At 49.3% G+C, this 16,854-nt stretch carries 20 protein-coding genes and 1 pseudogene; 10 read left to right on the top strand and 11 right to left on the bottom strand.

Features of this window, described 5'->3' with window-relative positions; translation table 11 throughout:
* Nucleotides 1-94: 94 nt before the first annotated feature.
* On the top strand, nt 95-472 hold the full coding sequence (locus NX722_RS00835; RefSeq protein WP_262566291.1) for a RidA family protein: 378 nt from the start codon (nt 95-97) through the stop codon (nt 470-472).
* Nucleotides 473-524: 52 nt separating this feature from the next.
* On the opposite strand, the gene NX722_RS00830 is transcribed toward NX722_RS00835, so the two are convergent.
* Genes NX722_RS00830 through petA form a run of 5 tightly spaced genes read right to left on the bottom strand, consistent with a single transcriptional unit; the run spans nt 525 to nt 3,848 of the window.
* On the bottom strand, nt 525-1,088 hold the full coding sequence (locus NX722_RS00830; RefSeq protein WP_262566290.1) for a DUF2058 domain-containing protein: 564 nt from the start codon (nt 1,086-1,088) through the stop codon (nt 525-527).
* 8 nt (nt 1,089-1,096) lie between these two features.
* Nucleotides 1,097-1,249: a hypothetical protein gene (locus NX722_RS00825; RefSeq protein ID WP_262566289.1), complete on the bottom strand. Its 153-nt coding sequence runs from the start codon at nt 1,247-1,249 to the stop codon at nt 1,097-1,099.
* 15 nt (nt 1,250-1,264) lie between these two features.
* Complete coding sequence (locus tag NX722_RS00820) at nt 1,265-2,023, bottom strand: cytochrome c1 (protein WP_262566288.1); 759 nt, start codon at nt 2,021-2,023, stop codon at nt 1,265-1,267.
* Nucleotides 2,023-3,258 carry a cytochrome b gene (locus NX722_RS00815; RefSeq protein WP_262566287.1) on the bottom strand — a complete coding sequence of 412 codons (1,236 nt, stop codon included), beginning with the start codon at nt 3,256-3,258 and terminating at the stop codon, nt 2,023-2,025. The genes NX722_RS00820 and NX722_RS00815 overlap by 1 nt, the downstream gene beginning before the upstream one ends.
* Nucleotides 3,255-3,848, bottom strand: a complete 594-nt coding sequence (gene petA, locus NX722_RS00810; protein WP_262566286.1) for a ubiquinol-cytochrome c reductase iron-sulfur subunit — start codon at nt 3,846-3,848, stop codon at nt 3,255-3,257. Before petA ends, NX722_RS00815 begins: the two co-directional genes overlap by 4 nt.
* A 322-nt stretch (nt 3,849-4,170) precedes the next feature.
* On the opposite strand from petA, the gene NX722_RS00805 reads away from it, so the two are divergent.
* Nucleotides 4,171-5,154: a hypothetical protein gene (locus NX722_RS00805; protein WP_262566285.1), complete on the top strand. Its 984-nt coding sequence runs from the start codon at nt 4,171-4,173 to the stop codon at nt 5,152-5,154.
* Nucleotides 5,155-5,265: 111 nt separating this feature from the next.
* Here NX722_RS00805 and rpsI read toward each other — a convergent pair whose 3' ends face one another.
* From rpsI to NX722_RS00790, 3 genes are all read right to left on the bottom strand, one after another.
* Nucleotides 5,266-5,658, bottom strand: coding sequence for a 30S ribosomal protein S9 (gene rpsI / locus NX722_RS00800; protein ID WP_262566283.1), 393 nt, complete (start codon nt 5,656-5,658; stop codon nt 5,266-5,268).
* A gap of 12 nt (nt 5,659-5,670) precedes the next feature.
* Nucleotides 5,671-6,099 carry a 50S ribosomal protein L13 gene (rplM, locus tag NX722_RS00795; RefSeq protein WP_262566282.1) on the bottom strand — a complete coding sequence of 143 codons (429 nt, stop codon included), beginning with the start codon at nt 6,097-6,099 and terminating at the stop codon, nt 5,671-5,673.
* 306 nt (nt 6,100-6,405) lie between these two features.
* On the bottom strand, nt 6,406-7,032 hold the full coding sequence (locus NX722_RS00790; RefSeq protein ID WP_262566281.1) for an RING finger domain-containing protein: 627 nt from the start codon (nt 7,030-7,032) through the stop codon (nt 6,406-6,408).
* Between the two features lie 258 nt (nt 7,033-7,290).
* On the opposite strand from NX722_RS00790, the gene rpe reads away from it, so the two are divergent.
* The 7 genes from rpe (at nt 7,291) to trpC (ending at nt 14,573) form a co-directional block, all read left to right on the top strand.
* Entirely contained in the window at nt 7,291-7,968 is a 678-nt protein-coding gene (rpe, locus tag NX722_RS00785) for a ribulose-phosphate 3-epimerase (protein WP_262566280.1), read from the top strand.
* Nucleotides 7,969-8,010: 42 nt separating this feature from the next.
* Entirely contained in the window at nt 8,011-8,700 is a 690-nt protein-coding gene (locus NX722_RS00780) for a phosphoglycolate phosphatase (protein WP_262566279.1), read from the top strand.
* A gap of 421 nt (nt 8,701-9,121) precedes the next feature.
* A complete protein-coding gene (gene trpE / locus NX722_RS00775; RefSeq protein WP_262566278.1) occupies nt 9,122-10,606 on the top strand; it encodes an anthranilate synthase component I in 1,485 nt (494 codons plus the stop codon).
* A 176-nt stretch (nt 10,607-10,782) separates the two neighbouring features.
* Nucleotides 10,783-11,937: a hypothetical protein gene (locus NX722_RS00770; RefSeq protein ID WP_265442325.1), complete on the top strand. Its 1,155-nt coding sequence runs from the start codon at nt 10,783-10,785 to the stop codon at nt 11,935-11,937.
* Between the two features lie 147 nt (nt 11,938-12,084).
* Nucleotides 12,085-12,663: an aminodeoxychorismate/anthranilate synthase component II gene (locus NX722_RS00765; protein WP_262566276.1), complete on the top strand. Its 579-nt coding sequence runs from the start codon at nt 12,085-12,087 to the stop codon at nt 12,661-12,663.
* A gap of 44 nt (nt 12,664-12,707) precedes the next feature.
* Nucleotides 12,708-13,742, top strand: a complete 1,035-nt coding sequence (gene trpD / locus NX722_RS00760; RefSeq protein ID WP_262566275.1) for an anthranilate phosphoribosyltransferase — start codon at nt 12,708-12,710, stop codon at nt 13,740-13,742.
* Between the two features lie 21 nt (nt 13,743-13,763).
* A complete protein-coding gene (gene trpC, locus NX722_RS00755; RefSeq protein ID WP_262566274.1) occupies nt 13,764-14,573 on the top strand; it encodes an indole-3-glycerol phosphate synthase TrpC in 810 nt (269 codons plus the stop codon).
* Between the two features lie 63 nt (nt 14,574-14,636).
* On the opposite strand, the gene sodC is transcribed toward trpC, so the two are convergent.
* From sodC to NX722_RS00740, 3 genes and pseudogenes are all read right to left on the bottom strand, one after another.
* Complete coding sequence (gene sodC / locus NX722_RS00750; RefSeq protein ID WP_322740901.1) at nt 14,637-15,185, bottom strand: superoxide dismutase [Cu-Zn] SodC; 549 nt, start codon at nt 15,183-15,185, stop codon at nt 14,637-14,639.
* A gap of 66 nt (nt 15,186-15,251) precedes the next feature.
* Nucleotides 15,252-15,407 (bottom strand): annotated as a pseudogene (locus NX722_RS00745) (helix-turn-helix domain-containing protein); the annotation flags it as partial.
* 1 nt (nt 15,408) lies between these two features.
* Complete coding sequence (locus tag NX722_RS00740; RefSeq protein WP_262566273.1) at nt 15,409-16,071, bottom strand: hypothetical protein; 663 nt, start codon at nt 16,069-16,071, stop codon at nt 15,409-15,411.
* A 298-nt stretch (nt 16,072-16,369) separates the two neighbouring features.
* Here NX722_RS00740 and NX722_RS00735 point away from each other — a divergent pair, with 298 nt between their 5' ends.
* A complete protein-coding gene (locus NX722_RS00735; protein ID WP_262566272.1) occupies nt 16,370-16,780 on the top strand; it encodes an OsmC family protein in 411 nt (136 codons plus the stop codon).
* Nucleotides 16,781-16,854 lie beyond the last annotated feature (74 nt).

Below are 16,854 nucleotides of genomic sequence, written 5' to 3'. Positions count from 1 at the left end.
CCTGTACAGGCACGATGACAAAAGCGCTGAAGCACACTAGAATCTCGCCCTTCACAATCATCCCCCATATAAACTCTCAGGTAATGACATCACCATGGATAAAGTGATCGAAACCCCAGATGCGCCTCCAGCCATCGGTCCATACTCTCAGGGTATCCAGTTTGGTAACCTGATCATCACTTCCGGCCAGCTGCCAATCGACCCGGAAACCGGTGAGATGGAAGAAAACACCAAGGCTCAGGCGCACCAGTGCCTGAAAAATGTAAAAGCGGTTCTTGAAGCGGCTGGCAGTGGCATGGACAAAGTGCGCAAAGCGACCGTATTTGTAAAAGACATGAACGACTTCACTGATATTAATGAAGTCTACAAGCAGTACTTCACCTTCCCATTCCCGGCTCGCAGCCTGGTGGAAGTGGCTCGTCTGCCAAAAGATGTTAAAGTCGAAATCGAAGTGATTGCTACCGCCGAATAAACGTCTGCGGTAACGTCATTGACAAAGGGGGCTGAAAGCCCCCTTGACTCCATTACCACATCAGGTCATCTGGAATCTCAAAGTCTTTGTACCAGTCTTCTTCCTCGCTGGTCAGCTCTTCCGTCGTATTATCATGAATAACCACTGCCTCTGGAATGCGTTCATTAATCTTTGCCGCCACAGGTGCAGGAATAACATGAAACACTTCAGTGCCGTCCGCTTCCTGCAGAATACCAATCGCAAATAAACCGCGACTCAAACGCTCCTGCATTTCGTCAGTGACATAAATCTTTTTGACCTTTTTATCGACCACAAAGTTGTAGCCGACTTCTCCCCTGTCACGAGACATAGCATTCGTTTCAATCAACTGTCTGACCTGAGCTTCAATGGCTTTCTGCTGACGCTCATCTTCAAGCTTGCGATTCAGCTCCCGGTCTCGTTCTGCCTGAGCTGCACGTTCTTTTTCCAGTTCAATACGGCGCTTATCCTGCTCCGTCATTTCACCGGATTTAACAGCCTGCTTCTTCTTTTTTTTGGTGGTCGTTTTCGCTTTCAGGGCCTGCTGCTTGGTCGCCAGGCCAGCTTTCATCAACTGATCTCGAAGGGACTTACTCATGAACTTCTCTACACTCTGCCATGCAGGACTGTTACCCAGCCTGCTGCACCATTCATAAAAAATAAAGCTGCAATGGTAGCAATGCCATTACCAATCAGCCAGAGTTCATCGTTTCCTTTGCGCAAAAAAACGGCACACAAAAGGTGCCGTTTTGTCATCATTGATGACACACCGCTCTAATGTACGTCTTTCCAGTACTCCCGCTTGAGGAGGAAAGTAAAGATAAAGAGCAGCACCAGGAACAGCATGACATAAATACCCAACTGCTGACGCTGTGCCTTCATTGGCTCTGCTGAATAAGCCAGGAAATTAACCAGATCATAAATCGCCTGATCGTATTCTGACGGAGTCATGGAGCCTTTACGCTCAGGATCAATCGTCAACCCACAAACTGTCTGACCAGTCAGTGGATCACGCTTCGTAGGGTCTTCACCATTACAACTATCCAACTGCACGCCCTGCAACTCCAACAGCGCATGGGGCATACCGACATCCGGGAACACCTTGTTATTCACACCCCAGGGGCGCTTGGGATCTTCATAGAACGTTCTCAGATAGGTATAGACCCAGTCTTCCCCCCGTACACGAGTGACCATGGTCAAATCCGGTGGCGCCGCACCAAACCATGCCTTGGCATCTTCCCTTGCCATAGCATTGGTCATCAGGTCACCAATCTTGGCATCTTTATTAAACACCAGATTTTCCATCATCAGGTCGTGGGGAATTCCCAGGTCATCAGCCACCCGTTCATAGCGCTGAAACTCCGTGGAATGACAACCGCTGCAATAGTTCTGGTAAAGCGCTGCACCACGCTGCAAGGATGGTTTATCGGATGGATCGGTTTCGATTTTATCCAGGGGATAACCGCCACCGCCTGCAGAAAAAGCCAATACCGAATAAAAAGACAGCAACAGTGTAAGTATTGTTTTTTTCATTAGCCGGTCACCCTTTCAGGTACAGGTTTTGTTTTCTCCATCCTTGTGTAGAACGGCATTAACAGGAAGAACGCAAAATACAGCACGGTACAGATCTGGGCGATCAATGTGTAAGTTTCTGTCGCAGGCTGAGTCCCAAGCCAGGTCAGAAGAATAAACACCAACGCAAAAGATATAATAGCTACCTTGCTAATCATTCCCTTATAGCGAATAGACCTGACCCGGCTACGGTCCAGCCAGGGCAACACAAACAGAATGGCAATAGCTGCTCCCATTGCTATAAAACCACCCAGCTTCGAATCAATTGGCCCGACATCAAAAGTAATGGCCCGCAGAATGGAATAGAACGCCCCGAAGTACCAGACAGGTGCAATATGCTCTGGCGTTTTCAGTGAATCCGCCATTTCAAAATTAGCGTGTTCCAGGAAAAAGCCGCCCATCTCCGGCATAAAGAAAATCACACCACAGAAGACAAACAGGAAAACCGCCACACCCACCAGATCTTTCACGGTGTAATAGGGGTGGAAAGGAATACCATCCAGAGGAATACCGTCAGACCCTTTGTTTTTCTTAATGTCGATGCCATCGGGGTTATTGGAACCCACCTCATGCAGAGCCAGGATATGCAGCACAACCAAACCCAGAATCACGATAGGAAGTGCAACGACGTGCAGGGCAAAAAAGCGGTTCAGGGTAATTCCGGAGATCAGAAAGTCACCACGAATCCATTGTTGCAAATCTGCGCCAATCCATGGAATCGCACCAAACAGTGAGATAATGACCTGAGCGCCCCAGTAAGACATCTGCCCCCATGGCAACATATAGCCCATAAAGGCTTCAGCCATCAGTGCCAGATAAATCGCCATACCAAATATCCAGATCAGCTCCCTCGGCGTCTTGTAAGAACCATAGAGGAGCCCCCGGAACATGTGACAATAAACCACGATAAAGAAGAATGAAGCACCCGTTGAATGCATGTAGCGAATCAACCAGCCATATTCGACATCACGCATGATGTACTCAACGGAAGCAAAGGCTTTTTCCGCATCTGGCACATAACTCATGGTCAGCCAGATACCGGTCAGCAACTGGTTAACCAGCACCAGCAACGCCAGAGAGCCGAAGAAATACCAGACATTAAAATTTTTCGGTGCATAATATTTGGCCAGATGATCTTCCCAGGCTCGCACCACAGGAAGCCGGTCATTGACCCAGTTCAGCAGGCTATTCATCATGCATTCTCCTTATCCTTGCCAATGATGATGACCATGTCGCTTTCATAGTTGTAGGGCGGCACCACGAGGTTTGTAGGAGCAGGTACACTTTTATAAACACGGCCAGCCAGGTCAAATTTCGAGCCATGACAGGGGCAGTGATACCCCCCTTTCCAGTCGGAGTCGAACTCCATAGGCTTAACTTCAGGCAGGTATTTGGGAGAACAGCCGAGATGGGTACACAGACCAACCACAATGAGATATTCATCTTTGATTGAACGGTATTCGTTTTTAGCGTAATCGGGCTGTTCTGATTTATCGGAATCCGGGTCCCGGACTTTTGAGTCAACCTCGCGGATTTCCTGCAACATATCCGGGGTTCGACGAACCACAAAAACGGGTTTGCCCCGCCACTCTACTACAATCTGCTGTCCCGGCTCGAGCTTGCTGAGATTTACCTTCACGGGAGCACCAGCGGCTTTTGCCTTGGCGCTTGGATTCCATGACTTGATAAAAGGTGTCGCAACCCCGACAGCTCCGGCAGCCCCCACCACCGAAGTTGCAGCCACGAGAAAGCGGCGTCGGCCAGTGTTTACGCCGTTGTCACTCATTAACCTACTCTCCCCATCCGGGCATTTTTGCCCTTTGACTTCTTTTTGTTCATGGGTGGGATATTAGCATGTATTTCCACTTACCCACCGAGTGCGGTGGTACGTAATGATACTAGCTTTAGCGTCTCCTAAAAAGGTTTGCTGCCATTTTTTCCTGTTGCCCGGCACATAAATCTTCAAACCCGGAGAGTTCGCACTGTTAAGGTGGTGGCATCACGATAAATACCTTACTGTACTGGTCAACTTTTTTCCCGACACCTATCCTTACCCCTGCTTCTTTTAATGACAAACCAGAGCCATCATTGCTAACCAGGAGATCCCAGTGAGCCAAACGATAATATCGATAAGATATTCTCTATTTTATACGACGATGATCGCTTATTTAGCACTACTGTCTTCATCAGCTTCAGCGCATCGCGCGTTTGCCGGGAATAATCTGTTTTTTAAAGCCGAACCAAATTCCGAAATCATTCAGATGAGCTTACAGCTGGAAGCATACCCTGCAGATAACTTACAATTGTCACCCCTTGATGACGTAAGCCCAACAGCCCGCGCCTTGCGAAATCACGATTTCAAAACCCGGTATCCGGAATGGTTCAGGGAAAGGCGGCCTTCAAGGGCTGCGTTTGCAACACTGTTTAGCCCGGTGGGTCGGGAAAACGCCGTTGCCATAGATTTTGAACCGTCGAATTTAGGAGGGGTTCTGCTGGAAATTGTCAACAGGGTTGACGGAACACAAAGTGTAGATTACCCAACGAGCTTTGATTTCAGAACTCTACAAAGAACCATGGCATCCCAGGCTCCTTTAACGTCGTCAACCGTTATTAACTATGGCATCCCATACTTTAATATTTTTAATGTCCTGTGCCACAATGAGGCTCTCAGTCAAATCTACGAGGCATCGGTTCAGCCCCCTCCTTACAGCGAACATCGTGTTGAAACTGTTTTGAGTGCTATCCCCGTGTCTGACCACAGACTATTGTACGCTTCTGCTGGCACCGGAAACTTCTTCAACGCCAGAATCCACAATGACAACCTGTATTACTCAGAAACCCCCAATCCTCCTATAGGGGTTCACTTAAGGCATCCTGATTATCAACAACATGTAACGATCAGGATCACCCGGGTATCAGCAGAGACAATGAGAAGCTGGCGCAGAGAAAGGGGATGGTTGCCCCGCCAGAGCTGGGGCGACTGGCTGCGGGATATTTTTATCGGTAACAGGTTCAGACAGAACAACAACAGGCCGGATAACCCCGGGGTCTCTTTTCCAACTCTACCAAGCTTTGCAATAGGCTCTGGCTAAAGGCTGTAAAGCATGCTCCAGAGCAAAAAAAATGCCTGCATAAAGCAGGCATTTTTTCGCGCAGTTCCCGAAACTAGAACGCCAGTGAGAACGTCCGGAGACGTATTCCCATTAACGCTTGGAGAACTGTGGACGCTTACGCGCTTTGCGCAGACCAACCTTCTTACGCTCTACTTCACGAGCATCACGGGTAACGTAACCCGCTTTGCGCAGAGTAGGACGCAGAGATTCGTCGTACTGCATCAGAGCACGGGTGATACCGTGACGGATCGCACCAGCCTGACCAGAACCACCACCACCGGATACGGTGATTTTGATGTCAAACTTCTCAAGCAGTTCAGTCAGTTCCAGAGGCTGACGTACTACCATGCGAGCAGTTTCACGACCAAAGTACTCGTCCAGAGAGCGACCGTTAACAACGATGCTGCCAGAGCCAGACTTCAGAAATACGCGAGCGGTAGAAGACTTACGACGTCCAGTACCGTAGTATTGTGTCACAGACATGACTACCCCCGATTAAATTTCCAGTTGCTTTGGCTGCTGTGCAGTGTGCTTGTGCTCGGCACCAGCGTACACTTTCAGCTTGCTGTACATAGCGCGACCCAGAGGTCCACGTGGCAGCATGCCTTTAACAGCAGTTTCGATAACCATCTCTGGCTTGTGAGCAATCAGCTTTTCGAAGCTCATGGACTTCAGGCCGCCAACGTAACCAGTATGACGATGGTACATCTTATCAGTAGCTTTACGGCCAGATACGTGTACCTTCTCAGCGTTTACAACAACGATGTAGTCACCGGTGTCAACGTGAGGAGTGTATTCAGGCTTGTGCTTACCGCGCAGACGGGAAGCAATCTCGGTAGCCAGACGACCCAGGGTTTTGCCCTCAGCGTCTACTACATACCAGTCACGTTTTACAGTTTCTGGCTTTGCACTAAAAGTTTTCATTAAATTCGCCTCAAGAGTATTACAGATGCAATACCTGTTCTTACTTGGCCGTTCCTGCGCAGCGTGAACCTTGCAGAATTAGAAACCAGGCTAATAGTTCCCGAATCGGCCTGCTCAAACATTGGGCGCTCAATTGGGAAACGGGAGCCGTATTATAGCGGCTGAAAACAGGAAAAAAACCCCTGCTGAGGTAATTATCTGGACAAATTAGCCAATTACGGATAGAGCCGGGTGAAATATGACATTTATTGCTATTGAAATGATCAACGGCTCTACCATTGGAGTACCCTGTACCTGAAAGACTCTTTAAGGCGAAGGACGTTCACTGGAAATCATGTAGTCATGCAATCTTCGTCTGCACTGTTTAAACATTTCGATAGAATGAATACTTGCCATTAAACCTGAAAAGTAGAAATAAAGAACTTCATCAGAATCAGAATAAGCCCCTAAACTAGTAATCAAGCCAGCCCAACTAGCAATCAAGCCAGTCCAACCAACAAGATAAGCACCTATTTGTATGACTGGATTATCAACAGTAGTAATATTATAACCAACAGCACCACCAACAGAAGCAATCACACCTCCAGCAGCACTGCGAATATAACCGCTATCAGTATTATTAAAAGCAACAGCAGCACAAGCACCAACAGCACAAGCACCAGCAACAAAAGGAATATTAGATAGTCCTTTAATCATTCGTTCACGCAATGATGGTGTGGGCTTTAATGATTTTATATCTCCGCGGCAATAGGGGCATCTAGGCTTTTCATTCTCCAGGACTTTATTAACACACCTGCCGCAGAACACATGCTGCCCCTGACAAGGCAGAACAACTTTCTTATGTTCATGATCGTCATAATTTTCATAGCAAACTGCACATTCCTGCTGACCGCCATAAACCACTCCTGGCGCAACATTCTCTATAGTTCCCATAATCCTGGTCCCTGGTTGAATTCCATTTCCTGCTTGGACTCAAAATTCACCGACAAGTTCCGCCGAAGCCAATACACTACTCAGGTAGGCAAAGTCAGGCAGGCAAAGTCAGGCAGGCAAAGAAATTGCCATCATCCGGAAGCTGGTCTGAAGAGAGCGCAAACCTCTGCCCGTCATGACAACAAGAACTGACATCAGCCCGGCAAACCGCTAAAATCCCGCCAATCCTGACAGACCTATAGACCGGAACACAGCACAATGCGTGACTTTATTATTGCTCCCAGCATTCTTTCTGCCGATTTTGCCCGCCTTGGCGAAGAGGTGGATCAGGTCATTGAAGCTGGAGCCGACTGGATTCACTTTGATGTGATGGACAACCACTATGTCCCGAACCTGACCATTGGCCCGATGGTTTGCAAGGCGCTGCGTAACCACGGTGTGACGGCCCCGATTGACGTTCACCTGATGGTGAATCCGGTAGACCGCCTGATACCGGATTTTATTGAAGCTGGCGCCAGTATGATCACCTTCCATCCGGAAGCATCCCATCATATCGACCGCACCCTGCAAATGATCCGTGAAAGTGGCTGCAAAGCTGGCCTGGTGCTGAATCCAGCCACCAGCCCGGACATTATTGATTACGTGATTGACAAGCTGGACATGGTTCTGCTGATGTCCGTAAACCCCGGCTTCGGCGGTCAGAAGTTTATTCCTTCTACTCTGAAGAAGCTGCGCCGGGTTCGCAAAATTATTGATGACAGTGGCCTGGATATCCGTCTGGAAATTGATGGCGGCGTCAGCGCCCGGAATATCCGCCAGATTGCCGAAGCCGGTGCTGATGCATTTGTTGCAGGTTCTGCCATCTTTAATGCAGACGACTACAAAACCGCGATTGGCCAGATGCGTGAAGAACTGTCCAAGGCTGATCCGGTTTAATTTCACAGGTCTGTCCACAGACACTATCAGGTAAAAGAAAACATGAAACTGACTGAAATCACGGCAGGCGACCTGCCACAGCTGATCATGTACGATCTGGACGGAACACTGGTCGACAGCGTTCCGGATCTGGCAATCTCCATTGATGCCATGCTGGACGATTTGAACCTGCCCAAAGCCGGTGAAGACAAGGTGCGTCTGTGGGTGGGCAACGGTATTCCATCGCTGGTCAAACGCGCCCTGGTTGACGATATGGCGGGCGACCAGCCGGGTATTGTCAACCGTGAAGTGTTTGTGAAGGCATACGACAGTTTCAAGCACCACTACGCCATCGAAGTGGGTCAGCACAGTCACCTTTACCCGGGTGTCAAAGACTTTCTTCAGGCTATGGCTGACAAAGGTGTAAAACAGGCTGTTGTGACCAACAAGTCCGAGATTTTCACTGAAAAACTGTTGAAACTGATGGGCATTGATCACTTTTTCGAAATCAGCCTCGGCGGAGACAGTCTTGATGAACAAAAGCCTCACCCTCTGCCACTGCTGCATGCCATTGAAAAGGCTGAGGCCAGCCTGGACACAGCCCTGATGATTGGCGACTCCAGCAACGATATCAAGGCCGCCCGGGCTGCCGGTGTAAAAGTGATAGCCCTTCCCTATGGCTACAATCACGGTGAGCCGATTGCAGCCTCGAATCCCGACCTGATTGTCACGACTCTGGATAAACTGCTCTGACCCCTTTCCCGCTGAGTTCCTGATTCTGGTACTGAAAAAGTCAAGCACTCAGCGGATAGCCTTACAGGGTAGCCTTACAGGGTAGCTACTTACGATTCTGCGTCATTTGCAATCAATACGGCAGTCGTATACCCTTTGATCCTCCGAACGATTCAAACTGGTGCCAGCACCTTGCATGACTGGCACATTCAACTGATATAGCGTGGAGTCAACAGTGAATCACTGTGACATGGTGCCATACAGCCCTTCCTCCCAAGCTATCCCTTCCTGGCGATGGTCTGTCTGGCCTTGCGCCTGAAAATGTACCTGAAATTTTCCTGACCAAGTGTCGCACCCCGTTTTATAAATAGGCCCAGTGCTGACAAGCATCACCAACAGTGATGACCACTGCAAAATAAACCGTTACTGACAAGAGACTGTTATGACGCCTGAAGCTTTCGTGCATCTGGCCCGTGAAGGATACAATCGCATTCCCGTAACCCGGGAAATTCTGGCGGACCTGGACACACCTTTAACCACTTATCTCAAACTGGCCAATGGTCGCTATTCCTACCTGCTGGAATCTGTTGAAGGCGGAGAGAAATGGGGTCGATACTCAATGATCGGCCTGCCCTGCCGCAGCGTTCTCAGGGTTCACGGGCATATCATTACTCTGGAAACAGACGGTGAGATCGTTGAGCGCCATGAAAACGACGACCCTCTGGCTTTTATTAATCGCTTTAAAGATCGTTATAAAGTGCCAGAACTGCCAGAGCTGCCCCGCTTTACCGGCGGACTGGTCGGTTACTTTGCTTACGACACCGTCCGCTATATTGAACCCCGCCTGAAACACTCCGTCCCCCACGATGAACTGGGAACCCCCGACATTCTGCTGATGATTTCCGATGAACTGGTCGTGTTCGATAACCTCAGCGGCAAACTGATTCTGGTCACACACGCTGACGCTTCCGACGAAGCAGCTCTTGCTAAAGCAGAATACCGGCTTGACGATCTGGTTCGCCGCCTGCAGACCACCAACGTTCAGGCACCCGTTCAGGCCTCACTGAACCCTGTCACAGAAGAGGACTTCCAGTCTGGTTTTGGCGAAGCGCCTTTCAAGGCTGCTGTAGAAACTATCCGCCAGTACATTCTGGCAGGTGATGCCATGCAGGTCGTGCCTTCCCAGCGTATGACCATCCCTTACGACAGTTCTCCACTCAATCTGTACCGCGCCCTCCGCAGTACTAACCCGTCGCCGTATATGTATTACATGGATCTGGGGGATTTCCACGTTGTGGGTTCATCGCCGGAAATCCTTGCGCGCCTGGAAGACGGAGAGATCACTGTTCGCCCGATTGCCGGCACCCGCAAACGGGGTGAAACCGAAGAAAAGGATCGGGCTCTGGAACAGGAGCTGCTGAACGACCCCAAGGAGCTCGCTGAACACCTGATGTTGATTGACCTTGGTAGAAACGACATTGGTCGTGTGGCTCAAACCGGCTCCGTGACCCTGACCGACAAAATGATTGTCGAACGTTACTCCCATGTCATGCACATTGTGTCCAACGTCACTGGTCGCCTGAAACCGGGGCTGGATGCGATCGACGTACTCAAGGCTACCCTGCCCGCAGGCACCCTCAGCGGAGCCCCGAAAGTACGCGCCATGGAAATCATTGATGAACTGGAACCTGTGAAGCGCGGTGTCTACGGTGGTGCTGTAGGCTATCTTGGCTGGAACGGTAATATGGATACAGCCATTGCCATCCGAACGGCAGTTATCAAAGGTCGTCAACTGCATGTTCAGGCTGGTGCTGGCGTTGTTGCAGACTCGGTGCCTGAACTGGAATGGAAAGAAACCATGAATAAAGGCCGGGCTCTGTTTCGCGCCGTTGCCATGGCTCAAACGGGTTTCCTGACACCCTCCTGATTTCCTGAAATTTTCCCGGGATAAATAAGTGAGCTACTCGCTCCAGAAGGAGCGAGTTTGCGCCAGCATTTCGATCAAAATAAATACCCCTCTGCTTATTAGCAAAAATAACACCCTTGAAATAACCGAAACGCTACACTGCTACCTCACAAAAAATATTGAAATTGAGGTATTCCATGACCGGCAGTTTATTTCGATATCAGATTATCAGATGCTCACTCGCAGTTTTGCTTATTCTCCAGGCACTCTCTGCCAAAACAGACACCCCCTACTGGCCTGACTTTATTCCTTACACTCCTGTTAAATCAATAAACGACGAATTTAAAAAGTTAGTTTTGGATCAGCCGGATGCAATATCACCATACGATATAAATAATTCCAGCACCCTTTTGTTAGCGCCAGACAATGACGCTATGGATAATGAGTACAGAATCCAGTTTCAGGGAATTTTAACTGTTGACGCTTCACCTGAAAGCGGTGTAGCGCCCGGGTACGAATACGATTTTCAACATCAAAATACGACAGTGATTATTGAGTCTGACAAACCGGTACTGATCACTTATAACAACAAAAACGGTCAGATCATTGACTTGCAGGGCAAAGGTTGTTTTCTGGCGGATATAACAACCGTTGAAAAAAAGACTCTGAAAAGTTTCCCGGAAAAGTTAATGAGTGAGTTATATATCGACACTGCTGGCAGCTTTTTTCACCCCGACAGGCTGATACAGGTCTACATGATGTCGGCTGCAAGCGGAGGTGATGGAAATCAGGGCAATGACAGAAAAGGAACAAACAATAACAATAAACCAAAAAAACCAGACACTTCGAGCAAGCCGCCGATTTGTGAGAAGTGCAAAACACCGAGGTATGATGTTGATTTTCATGAAGGAAGCCTGGGAGGCCCAGGAGGCGTCTTCGTTCCGCTTAACATCGATCCTGCCAGGCTTCATTCAGAAGCTCCCATGCCATCGTGTTTGGCTTATTTCAATTTATATTTTATCGCTTCTCGGTTTTACCCCAGTGATGTCAGTAGGCTGGGAAGTTATCCTCCCTGCTCATTTTATGCAAAGCTTGACCATCGAAATCCAAGCCAACCAGCTATAAGCGGCAACGCTGGCGACATACTCGTAGCAATAACCCTTTGGAGTCGCATGCCTTCAGGCATACGAGACGATAATCCGCCCCTGCTTCCGCTTCGAACCGACAGAGGCGAGGATTCAGGCTACTCTGAAGGTGACTCAGCCTACTCTCAAGATGATTCGCCCAACACTGAAGAAGGTTCGCCCCATTCTGAAGAAGAGGAACAACCAAATCGCTGCATTACTCAATGATGCCGCTACCTGTTGTCAACTTATTCTGATTTTAAGAATTCAGACTCCCGAGCCGCCTGTTCCTCAAATAAAGAACACCTCTGCCAGCTGTGGTATATTCCGGTACCCTGAAGCTTAAGGTTTGAACAGTACGGAACTGAAATAAGCATGCTGCTAATGATCGACAACTACGACTCCTTTACCTGGAATCTGGTGCAGTACTTTGGCGAACTGGGTACCAGAGTTGAAGTGCATCGTAACGACGAAATCACCATCGCTGATATTGAAAAACTCAATCCGGAACGGATTGTTATTTCGCCCGGTCCCTGTACCCCCAATGAAGCCGGTGTTTCCATGGAGACCATTCGCCGCTTTCAGGGTGAACTACCGATACTGGGCGTCTGCCTCGGACACCAGAGCATCGGACAGGTATACGGCGGTAAAGTGGTCAGGGCTCGCCAGGTGATGCATGGCAAAACCTCTCCTATATACCATAAAAATGAAGGTGTTTTTGCCGGTCTGCCAGACCCTGTCACTACCACCCGCTACCACTCCCTGATCATTGAAAAAGAATCACTACCAGACTGCCTGGAAGTCACGGCATGGACACAGTTTGATGACGGCCGGGAAGATGAAATCATGGGCGTGCGCCACAAGACATTGCCTGTCGAAGGGGTACAGTTTCATCCGGAGTCCATTATGACCCACCACGGTCATGACATGCTGGCAAACTTTCTGAAGATCTGATTAAAGCAGCAACTTTTAGAGCAACAAGGATTAGAGCAACAATCATGAATATAAAAGAAGCAATTTCACTGGCGGTACAGAACCTCGACCTGAGTCGTGACCAAATGATTGACGTAATGCGTGACATCATGTCCGGCCAGTGTACCCAGAGTCAGATTGGCGCCTTCCTGACCGCCATGCGCATGAAAAGTGAGAGCATCGAGGAAATTACCGGTGCCACCACTGTGCTGCGGGAAATGGCAACCCATGTGAATGTTAATGCCGACCACCTGGTCGATATTGTCGGTACCGGCGGTGATGGCGCGCATCTGTTTAATGTTTCCACAGCGTCGTCACTGGTCGCAGCGGCGGCTGGCGCCCATGTGGCCAAACACGGTAACCGGGGCGTATCCAGCTCCAGCGGCAGCGCCGACCTGCTGGAGCGCAGCGGGGTTAACCTGAATATTTCTCCGGCACAGGTAGCCCGCTGTATTGAGGAGGTTGGTGTTGGCTTTATGTTCGCACCTGCACACCATGCTGCTACCAAAAATGTAGCAGCTATCCGTAAAGAGCTGGGCATCCGCACCTTTTTCAACATTCTTGGCCCAATGTCCAACCCGGCTGGTGTACCCAATCTGGTGATTGGTGTGTTTACCCAGGAACTGTGTCGCCCAATGGCTGAAGTGCTGAAAGAGATGGGCAATAAACATGTGATGGTGGTTCATTCTCAGGATGGTCTGGATGAAATCAGCATTGCCAGCGAAACCTTTGTTGTCGAACTGAAAGAGGGCAACATCTCAGAAACCTTGATCAAGCCGGAAGACTTTGATATCGAGTCACGAAGCCTGATCGGACTGAACGTTGAAGATTCTGCACAATCTCTGGAACTGATCCGCAATGCCCTCGGTAAACGTGACAGCATCAATGCCAGAAAAGCCGCCGATATGATTGCCCTGAATGCCGGTGCTGCTATTTACGTCTCCGGTGTGACCCGGACCATGCAGCAGGGGGTTGCCATGGCTCAGGATATCATTGCCAGCGGTCTGGCTCTGGAAAAACTGCATGAACTGTCTACCTTTACCAGCGCTCTGGCTGAATAACAGGCTAGCGGATTAACAGGAATGTCTATGTCTACCCCTACTATTCTCACGACCATCGTCGAACGCAAGTTTGAAGAGATTGCTGAACGACAAAAGTCGCTTTCTCTTGATGAAGTGATGGCCAGAGCCCGTGCAGCCATTCCGGCCCGGGGCTTTGCAGACAGTCTGGAACAGCGTACATCGGACGGCCAGGCGGGAATCATTGCAGAAATCAAAAAAGCCTCTCCCAGCAAAGGTGTGATCCGGGAAAGCTTTCACCCTGCCGACATCGCCAGAAGCTATGAGCAGGCGGGAGCCAGCTGCCTGTCCGTTCTGACGGACAGTGACTTTTTTCAGGGCTCTGAGCAATACCTGCAGGAAGCACGAAATGCCTGCTCCCTGCCGGTTCTGCGTAAAGACTTTATGGTTGACGTGTGGCAGATCTACGAGTCCCGGATGCTGGGCGCCGACTGTGTGCTACTGATTGTCGCCTGCCTGACCGATGAGCAGCTGGTTGAAATGAGCAGCGTCGCCCTTGATCTGGGTATGGACGTTCTGGTGGAAGTCCACGGTGCAGAAGAACTCAGGCGAGCACTGCCTCTACAGGGTACTCTGCTTGGCATCAACAACCGTAACCTGCACACGTTTGAAGTCACCCTGGATAATACCTTTGAACTCCTGTCTTCTATTCCAACAGATCGCAAGGTTATTACCGAAAGTGGTATTCATACCATTGAAGATGTTGATGCCATGTTTGCCCGGGGTGTTACCAGCTTTCTGGTCGGAGAAGCCTTTATGCGACAGGAGAACCCGGGTGATGGGCTGAAAACCCTGTTTGGACACCGCCTCTAATTAGCTATTATCATCTCCCGTCATTCCCGCGAAGGCGGGAATGACGTCAGGAGATTTTGCCTGTCACTTCACTACCCCACAGGCGATTCTGGCACCGCCCCCACCCATTGGTGGATTATCGGAGTAGTTATCTCCTCCTGCATGAATCATCAATGAACGTCCTTTTACTTCAGACAGTTTTAAACGCCTTGCCACCACCGGCAACCTGGCAAACCCTTTTTCATCAACCATCAGGACCGGAAGGTCTCCTTTGTGACCATCGCCGTCAGGGCCAGCATGCCGACCGGTATGATCAGGATCATAATGACCACCCGCTGCCAGGGCTGCGACCATCTTACCGTCCTTTTCAGCCGGTTCACACGACGGGTGTTCGTGAACATGGAAACCGTGTTCGCCCGGCACAAGGTCGTGCAAATTCGGTGTAAATTGCAATCCGTCCGACACTTCTTTCAGAGTAATGGTGCCAATCTTGGGGCCAATACCATCGGGCGTTACCCGGTTCATGATCACTTCTACTGAGTTATCAGAAGAACACCCTGCCAGAATGGCGGCGGTGAGCAACGAAGCCCTGAAAGGCATAGACAGGGGCAGATACAGATTGGTGACTTTCATAGCCAGCCTCTTCGTGATTACCATCAGCAAATATAGCCAGCTATGAACTGTCTACCAATGAAAAACTCAGCGTGTTCCAAACACCACCATGGTTTTACCCTTAACTGAAATCACGCCCTGCGCCTGCAGATCTTTCAGAACCCGCCCCACCATTTCACGGGAACAACCAACAATACGACCAATGACGTCCAGAAAAGCCAGGTCACCCACCTTCTGGGTTGAGTCAGTAATCAACCACCAACCATTCACTTTCTCCATTAAAATACGCCGCAACCGCCCTGGCCCCCTCCATTCCCCCGGTATAATTCGGGTTAACATAAAGTTCAAGTTGTTGTGGAATTAGCTGCCCGCTCGACTCAAGTAAGGTTCTAATGACTCCTACGATTCTTGATTTAGAAACAGGGTAATTAATGATCACATTAAAAAGCTCAGCGCCATTATAGTACCTGACCGGTAGCTTGCGTAGAACAATGCCTCCTAACTCTCTGATATCAATTAAAAACGCTAAGCTGGAAGGGGGCTGGTTGAAGGGAGGTAGGTAAAAGCAAATATGAGTGTCTATACCCTCTCCCATAGATAAGGTCGACAAGTCTGTTAACCTGGTGCCATAGGTTTTGCCACGTATTCGCTTATCGCCGGGGGGGGCTCCGCTCTCAATATCGCACTCCGTTGGAGTCAAACCATTTTCAAAAACATAAGGAACGTAATGCTCCCTCCACTCAAACTTATAGACATAACCGAAAAATCGACTTTTACCTCTCCGGATACTGGGCATATAACTCGAGCTCTCGATTCTGGCTGTATTCTGAAAAAACATGCTTTTGGTCAAAAGAAGCATGTTGCTTTCTTTAAAAATATCTTTTAATTTAATCCGGGTATCAGGCATCGTAAACACTCCGGTTCAAGCTATTGCTCAGGTTATGCGACGGCACTGAGTCAATTACGCCCCCAAGGTTAGTAGATAGTTGTATTGCTGAAACAGACATTACCCCTTGTCCGGCTACTGGCCAGTTGAAGCGAGCGTGTAAAACCCAACCCGCACACTGTACTGGTTCCGGTTAATTTTTTCATATACCCTTCGCAGACAGCCTCTGGTTCTAATAAAAAATCGTAGTATGACAACATACTACTGGTAGCTACCAGCTTTACATCCGGTTTAAAACTCTTATTTAAGGAATAACTCAATGCAAGCGCAGGTAAAATGGGTTGGCGATGATCGCTTTCTGGGTCTCACCGACAGCAACCACTCGGTTGTTATGGATGCACAGCCGGGAGAGAAGTCAGCACCCTCTCCAATGGAGATGGTTCTGATGGGTGTAGGCGGTTGTTCATCGGTGGATGTGGTGAGTATCCTGAAAAAATCCCGCCAGGATGTGTCTGACTGTCAGGTCGAGATCAAGGCTGAACGTGCCGACTCAGTGCCAGCGGTTTACACCAGCATTCACCTGCACTTTGTGGTGAAAGGCAAGGAACTGAAAGAATCTCAGGTAAAACGTGCCGTCGACCTGTCTGCCGATAAATACTGCTCGGTTTCCATTATGCTGGGCAAAGGTGGCGTTAAAGTCAGCCACAGTTACGAGGTGGTTGAAGCCTGATCGTCGGTTCCCGGACAACTTAGATATGGGAGAAGACTGCAAGTTGACACTACGGATTCCTGAACCATACTTTT

The sequence above is a fragment of the Endozoicomonas gorgoniicola genome (assembly GCF_025562715.2).
In the GTDB taxonomy this organism is placed as follows: domain Bacteria; phylum Pseudomonadota; class Gammaproteobacteria; order Pseudomonadales; family Endozoicomonadaceae; genus Endozoicomonas_A; species Endozoicomonas_A gorgoniicola.
Note: the sequence above shows the minus strand (reverse complement) of the source record. Positions and strands in the feature narration are given on the sequence as shown.